Source organism: Kitasatospora sp. NPDC088779 (assembly GCF_040685395.1).
GTDB lineage: Bacteria > Actinomycetota > Actinomycetes > Streptomycetales > Streptomycetaceae > Kitasatospora.
Genome location: NZ_JBFBHW010000057.1, coordinates 24,958 through 47,241, shown reverse-complemented (window position 1 = coordinate 47,241; position 22,284 = coordinate 24,958). Strand labels below are relative to the sequence as shown.

General features: G+C 76.3%; 18 protein-coding genes. 7 read left to right on the top strand and 11 right to left on the bottom strand.

The window, feature by feature from the left end; all coding sequences use genetic code 11:
• Positions 1–8: 8 nt before the first annotated feature.
• From AB0P03_RS34765 to AB0P03_RS34730, 8 genes are all read right to left on the bottom strand, one after another.
• On the bottom strand, positions 9–551 hold the full coding sequence (locus tag AB0P03_RS34765) for a GNAT family N-acetyltransferase (RefSeq protein ID WP_363579646.1): 543 nt from the start codon (positions 549–551) through the stop codon (positions 9–11).
• Between the two features lie 113 nt (positions 552–664).
• Complete coding sequence (locus tag AB0P03_RS34760) at positions 665–2,023, bottom strand: DUF2252 domain-containing protein (RefSeq protein WP_363632574.1); 1,359 nt, start codon at positions 2,021–2,023, stop codon at positions 665–667.
• A 184-nt stretch (positions 2,024–2,207) separates the two neighbouring features.
• Complete coding sequence (locus AB0P03_RS34755; RefSeq protein WP_363632572.1) at positions 2,208–3,800, bottom strand: multicopper oxidase domain-containing protein; 1,593 nt, start codon at positions 3,798–3,800, stop codon at positions 2,208–2,210.
• Positions 3,797–4,267 (bottom strand): hypothetical protein, encoded by a 471-nt coding sequence (locus AB0P03_RS34750; RefSeq protein ID WP_363632571.1) that lies wholly within the window; start codon positions 4,265–4,267, stop codon positions 3,797–3,799. The genes AB0P03_RS34755 and AB0P03_RS34750 overlap by 4 nt, the downstream gene beginning before the upstream one ends.
• Before the next feature lie 265 nt (positions 4,268–4,532).
• The gene (locus AB0P03_RS34745) at positions 4,533–7,163 is read right to left on the bottom strand and encodes an FtsX-like permease family protein (protein ID WP_363632570.1); all 2,631 of its coding nucleotides are present in this window, start codon (positions 7,161–7,163) and stop codon (positions 4,533–4,535) included.
• A gap of 43 nt (positions 7,164–7,206) precedes the next feature.
• Positions 7,207–8,064: an ABC transporter ATP-binding protein gene (locus AB0P03_RS34740; protein ID WP_363588284.1), complete on the bottom strand. Its 858-nt coding sequence runs from the start codon at positions 8,062–8,064 to the stop codon at positions 7,207–7,209.
• A gap of 151 nt (positions 8,065–8,215) precedes the next feature.
• The gene (locus tag AB0P03_RS34735) at positions 8,216–9,007 is read right to left on the bottom strand and encodes an aminotransferase class IV (protein ID WP_363632569.1); all 792 of its coding nucleotides are present in this window, start codon (positions 9,005–9,007) and stop codon (positions 8,216–8,218) included.
• On the bottom strand, positions 9,000–10,028 hold the full coding sequence (locus AB0P03_RS34730) for a GNAT family N-acetyltransferase (protein ID WP_363632567.1): 1,029 nt from the start codon (positions 10,026–10,028) through the stop codon (positions 9,000–9,002). The genes AB0P03_RS34735 and AB0P03_RS34730 overlap by 8 nt, the downstream gene beginning before the upstream one ends.
• 175 nt (positions 10,029–10,203) lie before the next feature.
• Here AB0P03_RS34730 and AB0P03_RS34725 point away from each other — a divergent pair, with 175 nt between their 5' ends.
• From AB0P03_RS34725 to AB0P03_RS34700, 6 genes are all read left to right on the top strand, one after another.
• A complete protein-coding gene (locus AB0P03_RS34725) occupies positions 10,204–11,682 on the top strand; it encodes a hypothetical protein (protein WP_363632566.1) in 1,479 nt (492 codons plus the stop codon).
• On the top strand, positions 11,619–12,668 hold the full coding sequence (locus AB0P03_RS34720; RefSeq protein WP_363632564.1) for a glycosyltransferase family 4 protein: 1,050 nt from the start codon (positions 11,619–11,621) through the stop codon (positions 12,666–12,668). The genes AB0P03_RS34725 and AB0P03_RS34720 overlap by 64 nt, the downstream gene beginning before the upstream one ends.
• 264 nt (positions 12,669–12,932) lie before the next feature.
• Positions 12,933–13,895 carry a thiopeptide-type bacteriocin biosynthesis protein gene (locus tag AB0P03_RS34715; RefSeq protein ID WP_363632563.1) on the top strand — a complete coding sequence of 321 codons (963 nt, stop codon included), beginning with the start codon at positions 12,933–12,935 and terminating at the stop codon, positions 13,893–13,895.
• Position 13,896: 1 nt separating this feature from the next.
• Positions 13,897–16,680, top strand: a complete 2,784-nt coding sequence (locus AB0P03_RS34710; protein ID WP_363632561.1) for a lantibiotic dehydratase — start codon at positions 13,897–13,899, stop codon at positions 16,678–16,680.
• A gap of 12 nt (positions 16,681–16,692) precedes the next feature.
• The gene (locus AB0P03_RS34705; RefSeq protein WP_363588297.1) at positions 16,693–16,863 is read left to right on the top strand and encodes a hypothetical protein; all 171 of its coding nucleotides are present in this window, start codon (positions 16,693–16,695) and stop codon (positions 16,861–16,863) included.
• Between the two features lie 137 nt (positions 16,864–17,000).
• Positions 17,001–18,215, top strand: a complete 1,215-nt coding sequence (locus tag AB0P03_RS34700; protein ID WP_363632559.1) for a lanthionine synthetase LanC family protein — start codon at positions 17,001–17,003, stop codon at positions 18,213–18,215.
• A gap of 46 nt (positions 18,216–18,261) precedes the next feature.
• Here AB0P03_RS34700 and AB0P03_RS34695 read toward each other — a convergent pair whose 3' ends face one another.
• The 3 genes from AB0P03_RS34695 to AB0P03_RS34685 are packed head-to-tail and all read right to left on the bottom strand — an operon-like array spanning position 18,262 to position 21,161.
• Positions 18,262–18,918: a response regulator transcription factor gene (locus AB0P03_RS34695; protein ID WP_363632557.1), complete on the bottom strand. Its 657-nt coding sequence runs from the start codon at positions 18,916–18,918 to the stop codon at positions 18,262–18,264.
• Positions 18,903–20,213, bottom strand: a complete 1,311-nt coding sequence (locus AB0P03_RS34690; RefSeq protein ID WP_363588303.1) for a sensor domain-containing protein — start codon at positions 20,211–20,213, stop codon at positions 18,903–18,905. The genes AB0P03_RS34695 and AB0P03_RS34690 overlap by 16 nt, the downstream gene beginning before the upstream one ends.
• Positions 20,214–20,222: 9 nt before the next feature.
• Complete coding sequence (locus AB0P03_RS34685; RefSeq protein WP_363632556.1) at positions 20,223–21,161, bottom strand: DMT family transporter; 939 nt, start codon at positions 21,159–21,161, stop codon at positions 20,223–20,225.
• Between the two features lie 178 nt (positions 21,162–21,339).
• Here AB0P03_RS34685 and AB0P03_RS34680 point away from each other — a divergent pair, with 178 nt between their 5' ends.
• On the top strand, positions 21,340–22,266 hold the full coding sequence (locus AB0P03_RS34680) for a LysR substrate-binding domain-containing protein (RefSeq protein WP_363632553.1): 927 nt from the start codon (positions 21,340–21,342) through the stop codon (positions 22,264–22,266).
• Positions 22,267–22,284: the final 18 nt, after the last annotated feature.

Below are 22,284 nucleotides of genomic sequence, written 5' to 3'. Positions count from 1 at the left end.
CCCGCCGTTCAGCCCGCCCGCTGCTCGCGGCGGAGGCGGAACAGCACGTTGGGACGCAGCGGGCCCTCGGGGGCGGTCGGGTCATCGAAGTCGTCGGCGGGGTCGGACGTCATGCCGAGGCGGCGCATGACGGCCTGCGAGCGGTGGTTGGTCGCGGTGGTGACGGCGAGGATCTCGGGGAGGCCGAGGGTGTCGAAGCCGTGGGCGAGGACGGTGCGGGCCGCCTCGGTGGCGTAGCCGTGGCCCCAGGCGGCGCGGGCGAGGCGCCAGCCGATCTCGACGCCGGTGAAGGACAGGCCCTCGTCGACCTCGTCGAGGCCCGCCAGGCCGACGAACTCGCCGGTGGCGCGCACCTCGACGGCCAGCCAGCCGTATCCGCGCGCCGCGCTCTCGGCCTCGAAGCGCGCCACCGAGGCGTCGCACTGCTCGCGGGTGAGGACGTCCCCGAGGTGCTCGCGGACTTCGGGGTCGGCGTTCATCGCGGCCCAGGGTGCGAGGTCGGTGTCCCGCCAGGGGCGCAGGAGAAGGCGGTCGGTGCGCAGTTCGGTCATGCGGGCCAGCCAACGCCGACCGCGCCTGCCGGGGCAACCCGTTTTCCGCACCCCCCACCCCGCACCCCCGTACCCCCGGCCCCGGAGCGCACCCGCCGGGAGGCGCGCCGTGCTCAGACGCCCGGGGTCGCGACGATCCGGCCGGCGTCGATCGCGGCGACCAGTTCGGCGTGGTCGAGCGCCGTCTGGTCGGCGTACCGGACGGAGAAGTCGGCGATCGCCTCGGCGAAGGCGTCCGCGCCGCCCAGGTAGCCGGCGATGGCGAGGCGGTCGCCGGTGCGCGCGTGGGCGCGGGCGAGGGTGCGGCCGCACAGGTCGGCGTAGGCGCGCAGGCCGGACGGGGTGAGGTCGGCGACCTCGACCGAGCCCTTCATGTCGCGCAGTTGGCGGCCGTAGAAGTGGCGCCCGGCGGGGCCGGTGGTCCAGCCGAGGAAGATGTCGCTGGCGGCCTGCATGAGGTGCTGGCCGGTGACGACGCGGCGCCCGCCGTGGTGGACGGAGACCTCGGCGTCGACCCGGGTGGGCGGCAGGTGGTCCTCCAGGACGGACCGTCCGGCCTCCTTGAGCTGGAGGAACAGCGGGTCCCGGGTGTCCCGGCCCTCCAGCAGGACGATGTAGCAGCGGGTGCCGACGCTGCCGACACCGACGACCTTCATCGCCGCGTCGACGAAGCGGTAGCGGTCGAGGAGGACGCGACGGTCCTCGGCGAGGGTGGCCCGGTAGTCGCTGAACACCTTGCCGATGTCGAGCAGTTCGTTCTTCTTCAGCGGTTCGATGAGCGGTGGCGCGCTGATGATGCGCCGCTGCCCGTCGCGTTCCTCGGTGAGCTTGCCGAAGGCGTGCAGGCTGGTGCGGCGGCGGGCCTGGGCGAGGTCGGCCTCGGCCTGCTTGCGCTGCCGGGGTTTGCGGAGCGGCGCCAGCAGGTCGCCCGCGTCGATCCGGGAGTACCAGACGTCGAGTTCGCCGAGCCCGGCGAGGCGGCGCATGGCGGTGGCGTAGCCCTGGACGGCGGTGCGGGCGGCGCGGTGGGCGCGGTCCTCGTCCTGTCCGTGGTCGCGGGCGGCGACGGCGATGCTGGCGGCCAGCCGTTTGACGTCCCACTCGAAGGGGCCGGGGTGGGTCTCGTCGAAGTCGTTGACGTCGAAGAGCAGGGCGCGTTCCGGCGAGGCGAACAGACCGAAGTTCACCAGGTGGGCGTCGCCGCACAGTTGGACGGTGAGGCCGGTGTCGGGGACGGCGCCGAGGTCGGCGGCCATGACGGCGGCGGCGCCGCGCAGGTAGGCGAAGGGGGTGTCGGCCATCCGCCCGTAGCGGATCGGCAGCAGCCGGGCGACCCGGTCCTCGCCCTGGCGCACCAGTACCTCGACCGGGTCGGGCCGGTCGGCGGCGGGGATCCACCGCCCGTGGGCGGAGCGGGAGACGCGGTCGCGGGCGGCCCGGCCGTGCCGGCGGCGTTCGGCGGGGGTGGTCATGCGCGGCGGCTCCTCGGTCGGCGGGACAGCGGGACAGCGGGTCGGCGGGAGGACGAAACGGCGGGCGGCGGGCGGGGTACGTCTCCCCGCGACGCTAGGCCACGAGTGCCGGAGCGCGCACCGCGCGCCCTCCGACACTCGGCCGACCGGATGAAGCCGACCGGATGAAACCCCCAGGCCCTGCTCACTGCACGGTGAAGTCCGCCATCATCGCCATGTCCTCGTGCTCCAGGTTGTGGCAGTGCATCATGTACGTCCCCCGGTAGTCGGTGAAGCGCACCAGGACCTCGACCGCCTCGGCCGGACGCAGGTCGACGGTGTCCTTCCAGCCGCCGTCGTACGGGCCCGGGTCGCGACCGTTGCGGCTGAGCACCTGGAACTGGTTGAGGTGGACGTGGACGGGGTGGTGCAGGTCGGAGGTGAAGCGCCACCGCTCGGTGCTGCCGAGGGCGGGCCGGGCGAGGTCGTGGCCGGGCCGGTACAGGTCGCCGTTGATGGTCCAGCCGTAGCTGCCGCTGCGCCGGAAGATGAACTTGCGGGTGACGTCGACGGCGGAGGCGTCCAGTTCCTCGATCGTGGACAGCTTGTCGGGCACGGTCGAGTCGTCGCTGACCTTCTTGCCGGAGACGTCGAAGCGCATCACCTCCGCCGTGCGCCCGCTGCCGAAGAGGTTGAGCAGCCGCACCGAGGTGCCCGGGGCGTAGCGGGAGAAGTCGACGACGATGTCGAAGCGCTCGGCCGGGGCGATCTCCAGCACGTCGTGGGCGACCGGGGCGGCGAGCAGGCCGCCGTCGGAGCCGATCTGGACGAGGGCGTCGCCGCCGGAGGGCTGCGGGTCGAGCCGGAGCCGGTAGGGGCGGGCGTTGGAGGCGTTGAGCAGGCGCAGCCGGTAGCGGGCGCGGTCGACGTCGAGGCGGGGCCAGGGGGCGCCGTTGACGAGGATGACGTCGCCGAGGACGCCGTTCATGTAGTCGTCGGTGACGCCGGGCGAGGCGAGGTCCTCGTCCAGGGCGGGGTAGCGGAAGGAGCCGTCCCCGGCGAAGGAGCGGTCGGCGAGCATCAGCGGGAGGTCGCGGTCGCCGCGCGGCAGCGGCAGGGCGCTCTCCTCGTCGTCGTGGACGAGGTGGAAGCCGGCCAGGCCGCGCCAGACGCCGGGGCCGGTGAAGCCCATCCGGTGGTCGTGGTACCAGAGGGTGGCGGCGCGCTGCTTGCCCGGGTAGGTGTGGGTGCGCTCGCCCTCGGCGGTGCGCCCCGCCTCGTGGCCCATCCCCTGCATGCCGGGCATGTCGGACATCCCCGGCATGCCCGGCGCCCCCCGGCCCGCGCCGGAGGAGCCGACCGGCAGCAGCAGGTCGACGGGGTAGCCGTCGCTGTCGGCCGGGGTGTGGCCGCCGTGCAGGTGGACCACGGACGGCACCGGCAGCTCGTTGCGGTGCTTGACCACCGCCGCCCGGCCGGACCGGGTGACCACCGTCGGCCCGGGGAAGGTGCCGCCGTACGTCCAGGCCTCGGTCCTGACGCCGGGCAGGATCTCCAGCTCGGCGACCCGTTGGGTGATCTCGTAGTAGTCGGCCGTCGCGTCGGTGCGCACCGGCTGGAGCACCGTGGGCACCGGCAGCGGGACCTGGAACGGCTCGGGCAGGTCGAGGCCGCTGCTGAGCAGCCGGCCGGGGTGGCCCTCGGCGAACAGCCGGGCGGCGGCGGGGCCCGCGACGGCGGCCAGCGCGCCCGCGCCGAGGACGGAGGCGCCGACGCCCAGGAACCGGCGACGGTTCACTTGGACACCTCCAGCGGCCCGCCGGGGCGCGGCAGGCGTCCGCTGCCGTCCGGCTCGGGCAGGTGGTCCGCGCGGGCGGGCAGCGGCAGCCGCCAGGCGCCGACCAGCCCGAACAGGACCCCGCTGACCAGCAGCACCCCGAGGGTGACGTGCACGCTGATCGACCGCGCGTAGCCGGCCGCCATCTGGCCGACGACGGCGACGGTCAGCACGGCGGTGGTCCACAGCGGCCAGAGCGGGCCGCGGCCGGGCCGGCGCACCAGCGCGGCCACCACCAGTTGGCAGAGGACCACGGTGGCCAGCGTCATCGCGTTGCCCTCGTGGTCCTTGAGGGACTCGTAGGTGCCGTTGAGGAAGCTGCCGGCCAGCATGACCTGGAGCAGGGCCAGGACCGCCAGGGTGGTCGCGGTGGTGCGCAGCAGGATCAGCGGCCAGCGGGGCGCGGCGGCCGCGGGAGGACTGCTCATGTCGGGCTACTCTCTGCTTCGGCGGGTCGGGCGGGACGGGCGGGGCGGGCGAGAGCGTAGCTGATCCGACATCACGATCAGCTCCAATAAAGGGGTTTGGAGTTTCCCGGCTACCCCATTGCGCCTACTCGGCCCGGCTTTTGTCACCCGTACGAGCGAGGCTCTGGTGTGCCCGTCCAGCGATCCTCGAGCAGGTGCCGCGCATGCTCGAAGGGCCCCGTCCGGCGGTACCGGACGGGGCCCTTCGAGCATGCGCGGGCCTCCGCTACTGCCGGGCGGCGCCCAGTGCCACCGGGCGGGTGCGCAGCAGGGCCCGGGCGGGCAACCCGGTCGCGCCGAGGCAGAGCAGGACGGCTCCGGCGGCCAGCGGCAGGGCGAGCGCCGGCGGGATGTACGGGGAGGAGTTGGCGACGCCCCGGGCGATCGGGACGAGGGCGACCCAGGCGATCCCCCCGCCGATCACCAGGCCGGTCGCGGCGACCAGCAGCGCCTCCCAGCGCATCATGCCGCGCACCTGGCGCCGGGTGGTGCCGGCCAGCCGGAGCAGGGCGACCTCGCGGCGCCGGTCGAGGACGGTCATCACCAGGGTGTTGACGGCGGTGACGGCGGCGAACCCGCCGAGCACGCCGGCCATCACGGTGTTGGCCCAGGCGTTCAGCTCCATCATCTTGTCGGACTGGGCGACGAATCCGGCCCGGTCGGTCACGGTCGCCCCGCCGGGGCCCGCGAGGCCCGCCAGCGCGGCCGCCACCGCCGCGCGGTCGGCGCCCGGCGCGTCGGCGACCAGCACCTGGCTGTCGTACCCGGCGGTGACGTGCCCGGCGACGACCGCCCGGGGCAGCAGCACCTGGCCGAAGCCGAGCCCGCGGTCGTAGACGGCGACCACGGCGGGCTGCACCGGGGTGCCGTCGCCGAGCCGCAGCGGCACCCGGTCGCCGACCTTGACGTCCAGGGCGTCGGCCAGCGTGGCGTCCAGGGCGACGGTATCGGCGGCGCGGCCCAGGTCGGCGAGCGAACCGCTGCGCACGCCCAGGTCGAGCACCCGGGACAGCCGGGCCGGGTCGCCGTCGACGCCGAGCGCGGTGGCGGAGCCGAGCTGCATGTCGTGGGTGTACACGGCGGCGGTGCGCAGCACGCCGACCGCGGCGTCCACACCGGGCACCTTGGCGGCCCGCCCGGCGGTGCCCGCGGGCAGGCCGGGGCCGGTGGAGCCGATCACGTGGTCGGCGACGATGCCGTCCCGCACGTTCGCGCCGGTGGCGTGGCTGATGGTGCTCTGGAGGAACAGCAGGGTGCCGCAGAAGGCGGTGACCAGCACGATCGGGGTGATCGCGGAGGCCAGCCGGCGGGCGTTGGCGCGGGTGTTGTCGGCGGCCAGCGAGCCGGGGGCGCCGCCGGCCCGCAGCGGGGCGCCGAACACCGTGGCGGCGACCCGCGCCACCCAGGGGCCGAGCAGCGCGACGGCCAGCATGAAGCACATGACCACGCCGAGCGCGGTGTTGGCGGCGTTGATGCCGTCCAGGGCGGCCGCGAAGGCGGCGGCCACCACGCCGCCGGCGGCGAAGAGCAGCCCGATGACGGTCCGCACCTTGCCGGGGTGGCCCGGTTCGACGGCGGCCGCGCCGAGCGCCTGACCGGGGCGCAGCTTGGCGGGGCGGCGGGCGGCCAGGAATCCGGCGGTCAGCGCGGCGAGGGTGCAGATGAGGACGGCGGCGAGCATCGGCAGCGGGCCGACGTCCAGCCGCACGCCCTGCGGCACGGCGCCGCGCGAGGTCAGTTCGTCGAACCACCAGCGGGCCAGGGCCAGTCCGGGCAGGATACCGAGCGCCCCGGCGACCGGCGCGACCAGCATCGCCTCGGTGGCGATGGTGCGGCGGATCTGCCGCGGGGTGGCGCCGATGGCGCGCAGGAGGGCGAACTCGCGGGCGCGCTGGCCGGTGGCCAGGGCGACGGTGCTCATCACGACGAAGATCGCGGTCATGGTGGCGTAGCCGCCGAAGCTGCCGCCGAGCCCTATCAGCAGGGTGCGGGCCTCGCCGATGGCGGGCTGTTCGACGGTGCCGCGGCCGTCACCGGTGAAGACCTTGGCGCCGCCGCTCTCGGCCTTGGCCTCAAGGCCGAGGGCCGGGGTGCCGGCGGCCTTGGCGTCCGCGGCCCGGGTGTCCGCGGCCTTGGCACCGAGGGCCTGGGCGTCGAGGGCCTGGCGGACCTGCGCGACCAGCGCGGCGCGGTCCACGCCCTCGCGCGGCTGGACGGCGATCGCGTCGATCCGGCCGGGGTGGCCGGAGAGGCGGTCGGCGGTGGCGTCGGCGAACCAGGCGGTGGGGCCGGCCGGTTGGGCGGCGGCCAGGCCGGAGATCCGGTAGTCGCCGGTGCCGCCGGGGGCGGTGAGGGTGAGCTTCGCGCCGGGCGCGAGGTGGGCGGCGCGCGCCGTGTCGGCGTCCAGCACCACCTCGTCGGCGCCGGGCGCACGGCCCTCGACCAGCTGGTCGGCGGGGCCGGCGATGCCGAGCGCGGCGAAGCCCCGGCCGGTCAGGGCGGGGGTGCCGGTGCCGGCCGGCAGCGGGAAGGCGCTGTCCGGGCGGGCGGCGGCGACCCCGGGCAGTGCGGCGATCCGGCCCACCAGGGCGGCGTCCGTCCGGGCCCGCTCGGGGGTGGTCTGCTCCCTGGTCTCGGTGTCGCGGCCGACCTTGGCGGTGATCCGCACCACCGGGTCGGCCGCGACCACCACCGGGGCGCCCGCGTACCGCTGCGGTGCGACGCTCGCGGTCACACCGGTCTGCAGCAGCACGCCGCAGGCCACCACCACGGCGGCGCCCAGCAGCAGGGCGACCAGGGTGCCCACGAAGGAGGCGGGTCGAAAGCGCACCGAGGCGCGCGCCAGTCCGTTGCTCATGCCCCTGCCCCGTTCCACTCGTCGATCGGTCCACGCCGCCCGTTCACGCCGCGACCCCCACCGGGCGGGCGGTGAGCGAGACCATCCGGTCGGCGACGGCCTGCGCCTGCGGGTGGTGCAGCTCGTCGACGAGCGCGCCGCCGGCCAGGAACAGCGCCCGGTCGGCGAACGAGGCCGCCACCGGGTCGTGGGTCACCATGACCACCGTCGCGCCCAGGTCGTCCACGGCGCGCCGCAGCAGGCCCAGCACCTCGTGCGCGGTGCGGGTGTCCAGCGCGCCGGTCGGCTCGTCGGCGAACACCACGTCCGGGTCGGTGATCAGCGCGCGGGCGATCGCCACCCGCTGCTGCTGGCCGCCGGAGAGCTGGCCGGGCCGCCGCTTGGCGTGCTCACCGAGGCCGACCTGGGCCAGCAGCTCCCGGGCCCGGGCGCGGTCCTGGCGCTCGCCGGCCAGCCGCTGCGGGAGCAGCACGTTCTGCTCCACCGTCAGCGAGGGCAGCAGGTTGAAGGACTGGAAGACGAAGCCGATCCGGCTGCGGCGCAGCTTGGTGAGCCGGTCCTCGCTCAGCCGGGTGATGTCCTCGCCGCCGAGGCGGATCTCCCCCTGGTCGGGCTTGTCCAGGCCCGCCGCGCACTGCAGGAAGGTCGACTTGCCGGAGCCGGACGGGCCCATCACGGCGGTGAAGCTGCCCCGGGCCAGCGCCAGGTCGATCCCGCGCAGCGCGTGCACGGTCTCGCCGCCGCGGCCGTAGGTGCGGCGCACCCCGCGCAGCTCGATCGCCGGACGGGCGCCCTGCTCGGGGTACGGGCCGCCGCCGTACGCCCCCGTCGCGTACGGGCCGGCGGCGTACGGTCCGGCGGCGTACGGCTCGGTCGATGGGCGGTCGTGGCGGCGTGCCATGGGTGGGCCTTCCCTCGGGGATCGTCGGTGGTCGTCGACGGGTTCCACGCTAGAAAAGGCCAGGCCGGCGGACCATGGAGGCCGCTGGCGGACCGGGGGTGGGGATATCCCCACCCCCCTCCGGGGGCCTGCGGGCCCGCGCCGGGCGGGCTCACACCGGGTCGGCGGTGATCTCCCCGTAGGCGGTGGCGAGTTCGGCGAGCACGGGGTGCGCCGGGTCGAAGGCCGTACCGTCGACCGCTGCCAGCGGCCGGACGCCGACGCCCGCGTTCGCCGCGAACGCCGCCGTGTAGCGGCCCAGCCCGGACGCGTCCACCCGCTCGCGCGACTGCGGCCCGCCGTACGCGTCGGCCAGCAGCGCGGCGGTCACCCCGGGCAGGCTCGGGCCGTCCGGCCAGACCAGTCGGCGGCCGTCGAGGAAGCCGACGTTCCAGGTGGCGCCCTCGACCACCCCGCCGCCGCCCGGATCCACCAGCAACACGTCGTCGTAGCCATCGAGTTGGGCCCGCCTGCGGTGGTGGACCAGGCCGAACAGGCCGACGTGCTTCACCTCCGGCAGCTCCCGCCGGTACCCGACCGTGCGCACCCGCAGCGGGCCCGGCGCCGCTGCCGCCGCCGGGCGGGTGGTCAGCAGCAGCCGGGGCACCGCCGGGGCGCCGGGGCGTTCCAGGCCGAGCGCCGGGTCGTACACCGTCACCCGGACGATCACCGGCGCGCCGTCGGCGGGCAGCACCGCGCGGATCCGCTCCCGCACCGCCTCCCGGTCCAACTCGGCGGCGAACAGCACCCGGCAGTCCCGGACCAGCCGGTCCAGGTGCAGCGCCAGGCCCCGGACCCGGCCCGCCTCGGCGCGCAGCGTGGTGAAGTGCCCGTAGTTCAGCAGCCCCAGTGCGGCCAGCCGCGCCGGGTCGGCCGGCGCGCCGTCGATCTCGATCTCAGCCATCCCCCGAGTCTGCCAGCCCCGGCGCCGCCGCCACCGGGGCCTCCGCTCTCGGCGCCGGCGCCGGTGCCGGGGACTGGGACTGGGACTGGGTCGGGGGCGGGGGCGGGGTTTCAGACGCCGCCACCGCCGGGCGGTACGGACTGACCACCTGGCGGCCCGCCGCCAGGGCCAGCTGCTCGAAGTGCTCGATCTTGTAGGCCAGCCCCTCCGGCTCCCCGGCGTCCGACCACCGCCACGCCTCCGCCCACCACTGCGGGCCGCGCACCAGCGGCCGGCCCGCGAGCGCCAGGTGCAGCGCCAGCGTCGAACGCGCGTACTCGTGCACCCAGCCGTCGGCCGCCCGGTAGTCGGGCGTCTCGTCCAGCCGCAGCCAGCGACCCTCGCAGCCGGCAGCGAGCATCGGCACCCAGCCCCACCCCCGGTCCGCGACCAGCAGGTGCAGCCAGCCTCCCTCCTCGCACACCCGGTACGGCGGGAGCTGCGGCATCCGGGCCAGGGCCAGCGAACGCTTCCAGCCGACCACCCAGAGGCCGCGGCGCAGGTAGTAGCGGACGGCGTGCTGCCAGGCCCAGTGCGCCTCCAGCCGGAAGCCGGGCAGGCCCTCCGCGGCGGACGCCGCGTACACCTCGTCCAGCGCCCCGGCGGCCAGCCCCCGGCCACGCGCCTCCGGGATCAAGTAGAGGGAGGAGACGGCGAGTTGGCCGGGTCCCTTGGTCCAGTTGTCCACCGCCACCGTGCCGGCCGCGGCTCCGTCCTCGTCCAGCACCCAGTAGCGGCGCCGGTACAGCTCGCCGCCGGGCCACTCCCGGCCGCTCTCCCCCAGCCGCTCGCGCCACCGGCGCTCGGCCTCCGGCGTCAGCTCGTCCGGGGCCACCAGCTCCCCCAGCTCACCTTCCACCAGGGACGCCAAGTCCCAGAGGGCGAACCGCCGTTCGTCCCCCTCGGCGACCGCCCGCAGCCGCGGCCCCGCCGCCAGCCGGTCCTGCGCCCGCTCCACTGCCGCATCCCACGACCTCACCACGCCGACACGATAGCGGGAGCGCGGGCACTTTCCGTAATCCGACGAACACCGAACGTCAGATCGGATGCGAAGGTCGCCGGGCGACGGCCCCGACGGATGGTAGGGGAAACCCGACCAGAGGACTCGACCTGACCGTGATGACCAGGCTGACCTGCGACGATGCAATGAACGGGTGATGAATCGGCACGACTCCCCAGACCGGCGACACGCCGCCGCGTGGTGCGGCGGATGGCTCCTCGCGGCCGGATGGGCCGGGGCCTTCCCGCTGCTCTCCGACCTCGGCCCGCACCGCACCTGGGGCACCTGCGCCGCCGTCGGCTACCTGCTGGCGGCGCTCGCCGCCCTCCTGCCGACGCGCCGGGGCCGGCCGCTGTCCATCGCCCTCGCACTCACCGGGGCCGTCGCCGTGCCGCTGCTCGCCCTCGTGCTGACCAGCCGGGGGCAGAGCGAGGTCGGGGTGATCGAACGCTCCGGGGCCCTGCTGCTGCACACCGGAACGCCGTACCTCGCCGAGCCCCGGACGGTGGCCGAGTACACCCCGTACCTGCCCGGAATGGCGATCCTCGGACTCCCCCGGGCCCTGCTCGACGGACTGCCGCTCGGCGGCCTGTCACTCGACGGCCTGTCACTCGGCGGTCTGCCGCTCGCCCGGGTGGCGGGCGACGCACGGCTCTGGTGCGCGGCCGCGTTCCTCGCCTGCCTGCTGCGCTCCGCGCCCGCCGGGCGGCGGACCGCCCTCCCCACGCCGACCACCCCACCCCTCGGCCCGCGGACCGCCCTCGCCGCGCTGACCGCCTCGCCCGTCGTCGCGCTGCCGCTCTGCGTCAGCGGCGTCGACCTGCCGATGACCGGCCTCTGCTGGCTCGCCCTCACCCTCGCCGCCCGACGGCGCCCCGCCCCCGCCGGACTGGCCCTCGCCGCCGCCTGCTCGCTCAAGTGGACGGCCTGGCCGGCCGTCGCCGTGGTCACCGCGCTGCTCGCCGCCACCGCCGGACGGCGCCCCGCCCTGCGCGCCGCCGCCGTCGCGGTGGGCGGCACGGCCCTGCTCGTCCTGCCCGGCGCCCTGCGCTCGCCCGGGCCGATGCTCCACCAGGTGTTCGCCTTCCCCACCGGCCGCGGCGACCTGCCCACCCCCGCCGCCAGCCCGCTGCCCGGACGGCTGCTCGCCGACCTCGGCCCGCCCGGCTGGTACGCGGCCGTCGGCCTGCTGCTGCTCGCCGCAGCCGCCCTCGCGGCCTCCCTGCTCACCCACCCGCCCCGGCACGCGGCGGACGCCGCCGACCGGCTCGCCCTCGGGCTCGCCCTGGCCTTCCTGCTCGCCCCCGCCGGGCGGTTCGGCTACCTCGCGCTGCCGGTCCTCCTCGTCCTGCTCGCCCGGGTCCTCCCGCCGGCCCTCCCCGTCTCCCCCGCTCCGAGCCCCTCCCCGACGCCTCCTCCGATCCCTTCCCCGGCCGCTTCTCCGACACCGAACCGAGGTCCCACCCGCCCATGGGCAGCACACTCATCGTCACGAACGACTTCCCGCCCCGCCAAGGCGGCATCGAAACCTTCGTCCACGCCCTGGCCACCCGGCTGCCCCACTCCGACGTCGTGGTCTACACCTCCGCCGAACCGGGCGCCGATCGGCACGACGCCGCTCTCCCCTTCCCGGTGATCCGCGACCGGGCCCGCACCCTGCTGCCCACCGCCCGGGCCACCCGCCGCGCCGCCGAGATCGCCCGTGCCCACGGCTGCGACCGGGTCTGGTTCGGCGCCGCCGCCCCGCTCGCCGCGATGACCCCAGGCCTGCTCCGCCAGGCCGACGGCATCCGCCGCACCGTCGCCACCACCCACGGCCACGAGATCTGGTGGGCCCGCACCCCCGGCGCCCGCCGCCTGCTGCGCCGGATAGGCCGCAGCGTCGACGTCGTCACCTACCTCGGCGAGTACACCCGCGCCCGGATCGCCCCCGCCCTCGGCCCGGACGCCCGGCTGGCGCGCCTCGTCCCCGGCGTGGACCCGGACCGCTTCCGGCCCGGTGCCGAGGGCGCCCGGCGGGCCCGCACCGGGCCGGTGATCCTCTGCGTCGCCCGGCTCGTCCCGCGCAAGGGGCAGGACGTCCTGATCCGGGCCCTGTCGGCGATCCGCCGGGCCGTCCCCGGCGCCGTCCTCGTCCTCGTCGGCCAGGGCCCGTACGAGGACCGTCTGCGCGCGCTCGCCCACCGGTGCACCGAGCCCGGCAGCGTCGAATTCGCCGGCGGTCTCGACCACGCGGCCACCGCCGCCCACTACGCCGAGGCCGACGTCTTCGCCATGCCGTGCCGCACCCGCCGGGCCGGCCTCGAAGCCGAAGGCCTCGGCATCGTCTACCTGGAAGCGGCCGCCGCCGCCCTGCCCGTCGTCGCCGGCCGCTCCGGCGGCGCCCCCGACGCCGTCCTCGACGGCGTCACCGGCACCGTCGTCGACGGGCGCGACCCGGCCGACGTGGCCGCCGCCCTCACCCGCCTCCTCCTCGCCCCGCCGGCGGACCGCGCCCGGATGGGCGCCGCCGGCCGCGACTGGGCCGCCACCCACTGGTCCTGGACCGCCTCCGCCCACCGCCTCGCCCACCTGCTCGACCCCACCCGGTCCGTCACCGGCGCTCCCGCCGAGCTCCCCTGACACTTTCGGACCCGCCAACGCCGTTTTTTTCAATGGGAGTTCGAGCAGAAGTGACACCCACTCACCAACATGCGGGCGATCATCGAGTCAGGGGGGGTGAAGGCTTCAGAATCCGCCCGCAGGATGCGCCTTCAGCGCGCGAAGTCCCGTACGCGCAGCGGGCGCACCCTTTTTCATCATATGAATATTTGCCTTCCGTTTTTCAATCCGACCGAATGGTGGAAACCCCAGGAGTAGAGCCGGAATCACGAGGAGGTGGGCACCATGGTGGAGGTCGAACGATTGCTGGCCGACTGCCTCCGGGACGCTCGCGACATTCCGTGGGGAACGGTACCGGTCGATTCCGCGGGCCCCGAGTACGAGACCGCGCGCCGCGCGTTCCTGACGGCCGGGCTGTCCGCGCTGCGCGACGACCGGCCCGAGGACGGCTGGGTGCAGATCAACCTCGCGCCGGGCCCGGCCACTTGGCACCGGACGTACCGCGCCGTCGCAGACACGGCCCGCGACCTGATCTCCGCCGGCGCGGCGCGCTCCTTCTTCTTCATGCACAAACCGCCCGGCCTCCGGGTCCGGTTCGAGGCGGGCCGGTCCGATGTCGGGGCACTGCGCGAGGAACTGACGCGCCGCTTCCGCGCGGTGGACGGACAGCCGCAACCGCCGCTGTGCGGGCGGTACGAGCCGGAGACCTACCTCTTCGGCGGCCCGCGATCGATGCGGCACGTCCACGACCTGTTCACGGTGGATTCCCTGGCCTGGCTCGATCACCACGACACCGTCGCGGCACCGGGCCGACCGGAGGCGGTCGCGGACTGGCGGTTGTCCCTGTACCTCCTCGGTGAACTCCTCGACGGCCTCGGCATCGTCGGCTGGGAGCACCGCGGGGTCTGGCAGGTGCTCCAGGACGACGCCGGCCGCAGGCTGGGCACCGAGCCCGACGAGGACACCCGGCGCGCCGCCGCGGGCATCCTCGCGGCCTGGCGAGCCGGCGGACGGAGCCTGCTCGATCCGCTGCCGCCGCAACGGCGGGCGGCGGTCGAGGTGCACGGGGACGCCGTGCGCCGGGCCGCCGAGGGCTGGCGTACCGGCTACTTCGAGTCCGGTGAAGCGGTGATCGGCCCGCGCCGCGCCGCCGCCCACTACGTCGTCTTCCACTGGAACCGGGGGCGGTTCTCCCTGGCCCGGCAGAGCCTGCTGACCCACGCGCTCACCGGTGACGGGAGGTCCTGACGTGGACGAGGACCGGGAACTGGGCGCTGCGGCGCTGCTCCGCGTGGCCGGCATGCCCTTGGCAGCGTGGGCGGCGGCGGGCAACCCGGAGCTGTTCGCACAGGTCGCCGACCACGCCCGACGGGACGAACGGCGGGCGGAGCACGCCCGCCGACTGGCCGAGCAGCTGGGCATCGTGGTCGTGCCGCACCCCGCCCTCACCGCCGCCGACCGCCGCGCCGTGCTGGCCGTGCGCCGTCGGCTGCACTCCGGCGCCGCACCGGGCCCGGCCGACTGCGGGCTGCTGGGGCGGCTGCCCGCCGCCGGCGGCCTCGTCGCGGACGCCGCACGGCTGTCCGGCGAAGCCGAGTCCGCGGCCGTCGCCCTGCGGCGGCTGGAGGCCGCGGTGGCGGCCGAGCGCGAGCGCGTGGGCGCCCTGGGCTGGTCCCTGGTGTGCGCGTCGCCCGTCATGCGGGCCTTCCTGGACGAGGTGGAGCCCGGAGCGGCCGCAGACGTGGCCGGCCGGCTGGCCGCGGGCGAGTCCTGGAGCGGGAAGCGGCTGCGCAAACGGGCGGCATACGTGTGGCGGGCGCTCGGTCGGGCCGCGGCGAAGACCACCCCGCGCGGCTGGGTCGGCCAGGTCACCCTGCTGCCGGTCACCCCGACGGGCGCGAACGGCGGCGGGAACGGCGGCGGGAACGATGACGGGAACGGCGGCGGGGCCGACGGCACCCTGCTGCGGCTCGTCCCGCCGGGCACGACCCTCGGCGAGGTGGCGGCCCAGGCCGTGGAGAACGTCCACGGGGTGCGGGCCCGGCTCGGCGCCCTGGACCTGCGGGCGGCGGACCCGGCCACGGTACTGGCCCTGGCTCCGCTGCACTTCCCCCAGCCGGCGGGCACCGCACCGGGCGCCGGCGTCCTGCGCTGCTGGGTGACCGACCCGCACGACCGGGGTCGGTTGCGGCAGGTCGACCTGCGGCGCTCCCTCCCCCTGGATCACGTGCTGGCTCAACTGGCCGGCGGCCCTCGCCCGTTGGGCGACCTCGAAGCGGCTCTGCTGGGCACGGCGACGACCGTCGCAGCGGCGGCCGGGGCGGCGGCTTCCGCCCCCACGGTGCTGCGCGGCTTCCTCGCGCACCTGCTCGGACTCGGCGTGCTCCAGGCCTGCGCGGCCCCGCGCCGCCGCACCACGGGCTGGCTCGCCGCCGAGGACGTCCACGCGCGCGGCACCCTTCCGCAACCGGCGCCTCCTCCGACACCTGCACCGAGCGCCAATTCCGCCGCACCCGCGCCCATACCCGCCCCCGCCCCCGCCCCCGCGTCGGCGCTCCGCACCACCGGCTCCGCCGCCCCCGCCGACGACTCCCGGCCGTGGTTCACCGACTCCTACCGCACCATAGCCTCGGCCGTCTCCGGAGCGGCCGCCCGCCAGGTGCAGCAGGGCCTCGGCACCGCCGCCCGCGTGGCGTGGCTGCGGGAGGCCGACCGGCTCGCGGGGCCGGACCCGCACCGGCTGCCGGCCGAGCTCGCGGAGCTCACCGAACGGCCGTGCCCGCTCGGCGAGATCCTCGCGCGCCACCTGCCCGACGGCAGCTGCCCGCCGCCGCCTCAGCCCCCGCGCCGGTACGCGGGCTGGCACCCCGCCGAGACCTCCGGGTCCGGCTACGCCGGGCTGCTGGCCCACCTGTCCGCCCGGGCCGGCAGCGGACCGGTGGACCTGGACGACGACCTGCTGGACATCCTCGGGGCGCCCCCGGCCGCGACCGCGCTGCCACCCTGGCCCCTGGACTGCCTGCTGCGTCCGCTGCCGGGCCCCGGACCGGTCGCGGTACTGGAGACCGCCTCACCGGCGGGCGTGCTGGACGCCCGGTTCGCCGACGCGCTCCACACCCTGCACGGCGGCTACGACAACCTCCGGAGCTACCGGGCCTTCCTCGCCTCCGTCGAGCGGCTGTCCGGGGCCCGCTTCGTCGAACTGCTGGTGCCGCCGCTGGCCGGACGCGCCGCCAACGCCGTACGGCGGCCGGTCATCACCGGCTGGTGGACGGGCGATCCCGATCCCCTGCCGTACCAGGGAGCGGACGGCCTGACGGCCCGCTACCTGCCGCTGGAGCGCATCACCCTGCGACGGGTCGGCCCGCGGATCATCGCCGAGGCCGACGGGTGCCGGCTGCTGCCCGTCCACCACGCCACCCGTACGCCCCTGCCCCCGTACGACGTCCTGGTCCGGCTGCTGCTGGCCGCCGGCCACCCGGCGGGCTCGCGCCTGATCCGCCTGGACGGCCTGGCCGAGGCGTTCCCCGACACGGACCGACTGCCCCGGGTGACCGTCGGCGGCGGCGCCCTGGTCATCAGCCCCGCGGTCTGGCGCGTGCCGCCGGCCCAGCTGTGGCGGCCCGGCGACGGCGACCTGACCAAGGTGCGCGCCCTCGCCGCCCTCGGGCGCTCCGCCGGACTGCCGCGCTTCGCGTTCGTCCGGGCCGTACCCCAGCCGAAACCGGTGCCCGTGGACTTCGCGGCGCTGACCGCCGTCGCCCTGCTGGAGCGGATCTGCGCGCGCCACCCCGGTGCGGACCTGCTGGTCGAGGAGATGCTTCCCGACCCGGGCGGCCTGCTGCTCCACGACCCCGTGCACGGCGGTGCCGCCGTCGCCGCCCAACTGCTGCTCAGACTTCCGTTCGACCAGGGCGCCGAGGAACTCGCGGAGCCCGCCGCCGCCGCACTGCGCGGCGAACCCGACGTCCCCGGTGCGCCCGCCCCTCGCGGGCGGGCCACCGGGGCGGTCTCCACCCATCACCGCTCCTGAAGGAGGACAACCATGCCCGACATCACGGCGCTCACCGACCTCGACGCCCTCATCGGCGACCTGGACGCGCGCATCACCGAGACCACCCTGCCGACCCCCGAGGCCAGCAGCGGCGGCTGCAGCGGCGTCTGCACCGTCCTGATCTGCGACACGGTGCTGCTCTGTAGCGGCGTGTTCTGCTGATCTCCCGTCAGGCCGTCCGAGGGCACGCCCTCGGACGGCCACCCGGACAGCGGCCCCTGACGGCCGCCACCACCGGCACTCCGCCCGGCCCCTCCAGGCCGGGCGGAGTGCCGACCCGTCGTTCCCGAGGAGCCACCGTGCCGCAGCACACCGCGAACGCCGAGGACACCGGCACCGCCGTCACCGGACTCGCCGTCCGGCTCCTCGACGCCTGGTCCGCCCGGCCCCGCGAGAGCCCGGCGGTCGCCGAGCACCCCTCCGATCCGGGCATCCCCGTCCTGGCCGCCCTGCTGCACACCACCGGGGGGCCGGAGGCCGAACGGTCCGCGGCCCGTGCCGTGGCGGTGTGGGCCCGCACCGCCGGCCAGGGGCCGGGCCACTGCGGGCTGTACGACGGCGGACTGGCCGGAACGCTGGCGGGCCTGCGGCTGGGAGCCCGGGTGCTCCCGGGGCTGCATCCGGTCGCCGACCGGCTCCGCGACCACCTGGTCCGCACCGCGCCGGCCCTCACCTGGCGCTGCGAACAGGTCGCCTTCCCGGACTACGACCTCATCGTCGGCCCCTCCGGCACCCTGCTCGCCCTGAGCACGGGCACCCGCCCGACACCGGCCCAACTCGGCCCGTACGCCGACCACCTGGCCCGGCTGTGCGACGCCGACGAGTTGCCCCGGCTGCGGACGGGGCAGTACGCCGGCCACCCGCACCTGGGCTGGCTCGACGGACGGATCAACACCGGCACGGGCCACGGCGCCGCAGGAGTCGTCGTCGCACTCACCGCAGCCGTACGCCACCTCGGACCGCACCCCGACCTGACGCCCGCCCTGCGCCGCGCGACCGGGTGGCTGATGCGGCAGTCCTTCGACGACGCCCGCTCCATCCGCACCTGGGACGGCGCCGGGCTCGACGGCCCGCCGCCCGCCGGAGCGCGCGCCCGCCAGGCCTGGTGCTACGGCACCCCCGGAGTGTCCTGGGCGCTGTGGGACGCGGCCGACGCGACGGGCGACCGGGAGGCGGCCACCTGGGCCGCAGCGGCCTTCAGCACGCTCGCCGAACGGTACGACGACCGGTTCCACCTCTTCGGCGACCGCGCGAGCGACCTGCTGGCCCTGTGCCACGGCGCCTCGGGCGTGCTGGCGGTGGCCGACGCCTTCGCCCACCACGCCGGCCTGCCCGCCGCGACCGCGCTGAAGGCCCGTCTGCTCACCCACCTCAGGGCCCGCCTGCCCGAGGTGGAGGCCCTGGGCGCGGAGGGGATGGGCCTGCTCGGGGGCGCGGCCGGCCCGCTGTGCGCCCTGCTCACCGCAGGCCACGACGCCTCACGGGCCTGGCTGCCCTGTCTCGGTCTGCGCTGAGCCACCGACGCCTGTTGTCGGACCCGAGCCTGTTGTCGGACCCGCCCTACGCCTCCCGGAGGTGGGCCAGGACGGCGAGGACGCGGCGGTTGCCTTCGGTGGGGTCGAGGTCGAGCTTCATGAAGATGTTGCCGCAGTGTTTGACCACCGAGGCCTCGGTGATGGTGAGCCGGGTGGCGATGGCCTGGTTGTTGAGGCCCTCGGCCATGAGGGCGAGGACTTCGCGTTCGCGGGGGGTCAGGCGGGTGAGGGGGCGGTCGGCGGACTGCTGGCGCAGCAGGACGCGGACCACGTCGGGGTCGATGACGGTCTCGCCGGCGGCGACCCGGCGCAGGGCGTCGAGGAAGTCGGCGACGTCGCCGACGCGGTCCTTCAGGAGGTAGCCGAGGCCGGCGGGTTGGGCGCCGGCGGCGGCGAGCAGGCGCGTGGCGTACGGGGTGGCGACGTACTGGGAGAGCACCAGGACGGGCAGGCCCGGGTGGTGTTCGCGCAGGTCGAGGGCGGCGCGCAGGCCCTCGTCGGAGAAGTCGGGCGGCATCCGGACGTCGGTGATGACGGCGTCGGGCCGTTCGGTGTCGACGGCGGCGGCGAGGGCGCGGGCGTCGCCGACGGCGGCGGTCACCCGGTGGCCGCCGAGGGTGAGGAGTTCGACGAGTCCGGCGCGCAGCAGGACGGCGTCCTCGGCGATCACGATCCGGAGCACGGGACCTCCAGCCGCAGCGTGGTCGGGCCGCCCGTCGGGCTGGTCACCATGAGCCGTCCTTTCAGGAGTGCCACCCGGTCGGCGAGTCCGCGCAGTCCGGCCCCGGCGGCCGGGTCCGCCCCGCCGTGACCGTCGTCGGTCACCTGGAGCACCAGCCGGCCGTCGGCGATGCGCCCGCTGACGGTGATCGCGGCGGCGCCGCTGTGCTTGGCGGCGTTGGTGAGCGCTTCGGTGACGGTGAAGTAGGCGGTGGTCTCGACGGGGGCGGGCAGCCGGCCGGGGAGGTCGAAGTCGGACCGGACCGGGATGGGGTGGCGCAGCGCGACCTCGGCGACGGCGGCGGCGAGGCCGTGGTCGGTGAGCACCTGGGGGTGGATGCCGCGGACCAGGCCGCGCAGTTGTTCCAGGGCCTGCCGGGCTTCGCCGCGGGCCCGGGCGACCAGGGCGGTGGCCCGGTCGCCGGACTGGGCGCTGCCGTCGCGCAGCGCGTGGTCGGCGAGGCCGAGGGTCATGCTGAGCGCGACGAGCTGCTGTTGGGCACCGTCGTGCAGGTCGCGTTCGATGCGGCGGCGTTCGGCTTCGAAGGCGTCGGCGAGCCGGGCCCGGGAGCGGGTGAGCTCGAGGACCTGTCGGCCGGTGTCCTCCTCGCGGGGCCCGAGCAGGAGGCGGGCGAGGGCCACCTGGGCGGCGGTCAGCAGGGCCCCGGCGTAGGCGCAGAGGAGGAGCCCGGCGAGCCCGGCGGCGCTGAACGGCAGGGCGGCGAGCGGCCCGGACACCGCCCTGCCGGGAATGATCATGACGGTTTCGGGAGCCAGCGCCCAGACGATCACCGGGGAGGCGACCAGGGCGCCGGAGAACAGCAGCGCGGCGCTGAAGCCGAGCGCGGCGGCGGCGAGGGCCGTGGCGGTGAGCGCGGTGTGGGCCAGTTCGCGCCAGGTGGCGCGCTCGCGCAGGCGGGTCCGCAGCCGGGCGCGGCGGCCGGCGCCGGGCAGCGGGCGGTGCGGGTCGGGCAGCGGTACCGGCTCGACCAGCCGCAGCCGTCGGCGTTCGAGGGCGGCGGCGGGGAGGCCCGCGAGGGCCAGGGCGAGGAGGACCGGCAGTCCGACCCCGACCACGGACAGGCCCAGACCGAGCACCAGCAGCACCGTCAGGGCAGCCAGCAGCAGCGGGCCGAGCAGCGCGCCGCCGAGCAGGTAGGCCCAGCAGCGCGGCACCCACGGGGTGACGGGGAAGTGCAGCGGGTGGGCTCGCAGCGCGGCCCAGACGGCCGTCGGCTGCTGCTCCTCCTCGTTCACCCGGTCACTCTAACGAACCCTCTGAACAGGCCTCGGGGCGTCAGGCGTGGAGACGGCGGAGCCGGCCGGGCGGAGTGCGGGCCGGGGGCGGGTCAGGGCGACGGCGGCGATCACCAGGACGCCGCCGGCCAGGGCGTTCCAGCCGACGGGCTCGGCGAGGAAGGCCGCGCCGAGGGCCGTGGACCACAGCGGCATGACGTAGGTGACGGCGGAGGCCACCGCGGTGCCGGCCGTGCGGACCAGCCCGAGGTTGAGCAGGTACGCGAGGCCGGTGCCGACCGCACCCAGCACCAGCAGGGCTCCGGCCGCGCCCGCCCCCGGCCAGTGCGGGGCGCCCGCGGCGAACGGCGCGACGGCGGCCAGCTCGGCGGTGGCGCAGGCGATCTGGACGGCTGAGAGGGTGACCACCGACTCCGGCCGGCCGGAGAGGAAGCGGCGCAGGTAGGTGAAGCCCGCGCCGTAGCAGCAGGCCGCGGCCAGGCAGGCGAGGCCGCCGGCGGCCTCGCCGGAGCCGATGCCGCGCCAGACCCCGAGCACGGTGAGCACGCCGACGAAGCCGAGGGCGAGTCCGGAGAGCCGACGGGCGCCGGGGCGGCGCTCCTCGGCGACGATGAGGACGGCGAACAGCAGGGTGAACAGCGGGGTGGTCGCGTTCATCACCCCGGCGAGGACGGAGCTGACCCGGGTCTCGCCGAACGAGAACAGCGTGAACGGCACGGTGTTGAGGAGCACCGCGACCACGGCGGAGTGCCCCCAGAGCGCGCGGTCGCGGGGGACGCGCTCGCGGCGCAGCACGAGGATCGCCCACAGCGTGACCGCCCCGAGGGCGCAGCGCCACAGCGCCACCCACAGCGGCGGCACCCCCGCCTCCACCGCCACCTTGATCAGCGCGAAGCTCGCGCCCCAGATCGCCGACAGCGCCACGAAGCCCGGCAACCAGCGCCGCACCCGGATCACCTCCACCTTCGTCCCGTTGGTTCCGTGTCGGGTTCCGTCCCGGTCCCGCCCAGGGTCCAGTCTCGGGTCCCGCCTCGGGTCCCGCCTCGGGTCCCGTCTGGACAGAGGGTGGCCCGGTGGCAGAGCATGAGTCCAACAAGTGGCAGTGCCGGATGGATGAGGAAGTCTCATGGCCTCGGAGGTCAACCTGGCCCAGCTGAGGGCACTGGTCGCGGTCGCCGACACCGGTGGGTTCGGCGCGGCCGCCGACGAACTGGGCATCAGCCAGTCCGCCGTCTCGCACGCCGTCGCCGCGCTGGAGCGGACCCTCGGCGCGCCCGTCCTGCTGCGCGGCACCCCGGCCCGGCCCACTCCCCTGGGCGAGCAGGTCCTCCCGCACGCCCGCACCGCCGTCGCCTCCGCAGCCGCCGTGCGCGCCATCGCCACCCGGCACTCCGGCGGCCCCGTCGGGACCGTGCGGCTCGCCGCGCCGACCACCGTCTGCCAGGCGCTGCTGCCCGGGCTGCTCCGGGACTGGAAGGCCGCCTACCCGCAGGTCACCGTCCGGGTCTTCGAGGGCGAGGACGACGAGCTCGCCACCTGGCTGGAGGCGGGCACCGTCGACGCCGCCGTCCTGGTCGACCCCGGGCCGCTCCCGCCCGGGGCGGTCGCGCTCGGGGCCGACTCCATGCACGCGCTGCTGCGCCGCGACCACCCGCTCGCCGGGCAGGAGGCCATCCATGTCGCCGACCTGGAGGACGACGACTTCCTGCTCTCCGAGGGCGGCTGCGAACGCCACATCCGCGAGGCCTTCCGCCGGGCCGGCACCCGCTTCACCCCCCGGCACCGCATCCGCGACCTCAACACGCTCATCGGCATGGTGCACGCGGGCGTCGGGGTCTCGGTGATGCCCGCGCTGGCGCTGACCATGCTCCCGGCCGACTGCGTGCTCGTCCCGATCCGGCCGGCCGTCCACCGCACGCTCACGCTCACCGGGCCGACCAGCCGGCCGTGGTCGCCGGCGGTCGGCGGACTGCTGGCGGCGGTGGGCGCCGCGCAGGGGGCGGGGGTCGCACAGGGAGCGGGGGCCGGGGCCCGCGTGGCGGCGCGCGCCTGACGGGGAGCCCGTCCGGCG

Bases quoted from the DNA above. Each gene is read 5' to 3' on its own strand.
- AB0P03_RS34765 (WP_363579646.1), bottom strand. From the start codon at position 551: ATGACCGAACTGCGCACCGACCGCCTTCTCCTGCGCCCCTGGCGGGAC.
- AB0P03_RS34760 (WP_363632574.1), bottom strand. From the start codon at position 2,023: ATGACCACCCCCGCCGAACGCCGCCGGCACGGCCGGGCCGCCCGCGAC.
- AB0P03_RS34750 (WP_363632571.1), bottom strand. From the start codon at position 4,267: ATGAGCAGTCCTCCCGCGGCCGCCGCGCCCCGCTGGCCGCTGATCCTG.
- AB0P03_RS34745 (WP_363632570.1), bottom strand. From the start codon at position 7,163: ATGAGCAACGGACTGGCGCGCGCCTCGGTGCGCTTTCGACCCGCCTCC.
- AB0P03_RS34740 (WP_363588284.1), bottom strand. From the start codon at position 8,064: ATGGCACGCCGCCACGACCGCCCATCGACCGAGCCGTACGCCGCCGGA.
- AB0P03_RS34735 (WP_363632569.1), bottom strand. From the start codon at position 9,007: ATGGCTGAGATCGAGATCGACGGCGCGCCGGCCGACCCGGCGCGGCTG.
- AB0P03_RS34725 (WP_363632566.1), top strand. From the start codon at position 10,204: ATGAATCGGCACGACTCCCCAGACCGGCGACACGCCGCCGCGTGGTGC.
- AB0P03_RS34715 (WP_363632563.1), top strand. From the start codon at position 12,933: ATGGTGGAGGTCGAACGATTGCTGGCCGACTGCCTCCGGGACGCTCGC.
- AB0P03_RS34705 (WP_363588297.1), top strand. From the start codon at position 16,693: ATGCCCGACATCACGGCGCTCACCGACCTCGACGCCCTCATCGGCGAC.
- AB0P03_RS34680 (WP_363632553.1), top strand. From the start codon at position 21,340: ATGGCCTCGGAGGTCAACCTGGCCCAGCTGAGGGCACTGGTCGCGGTC.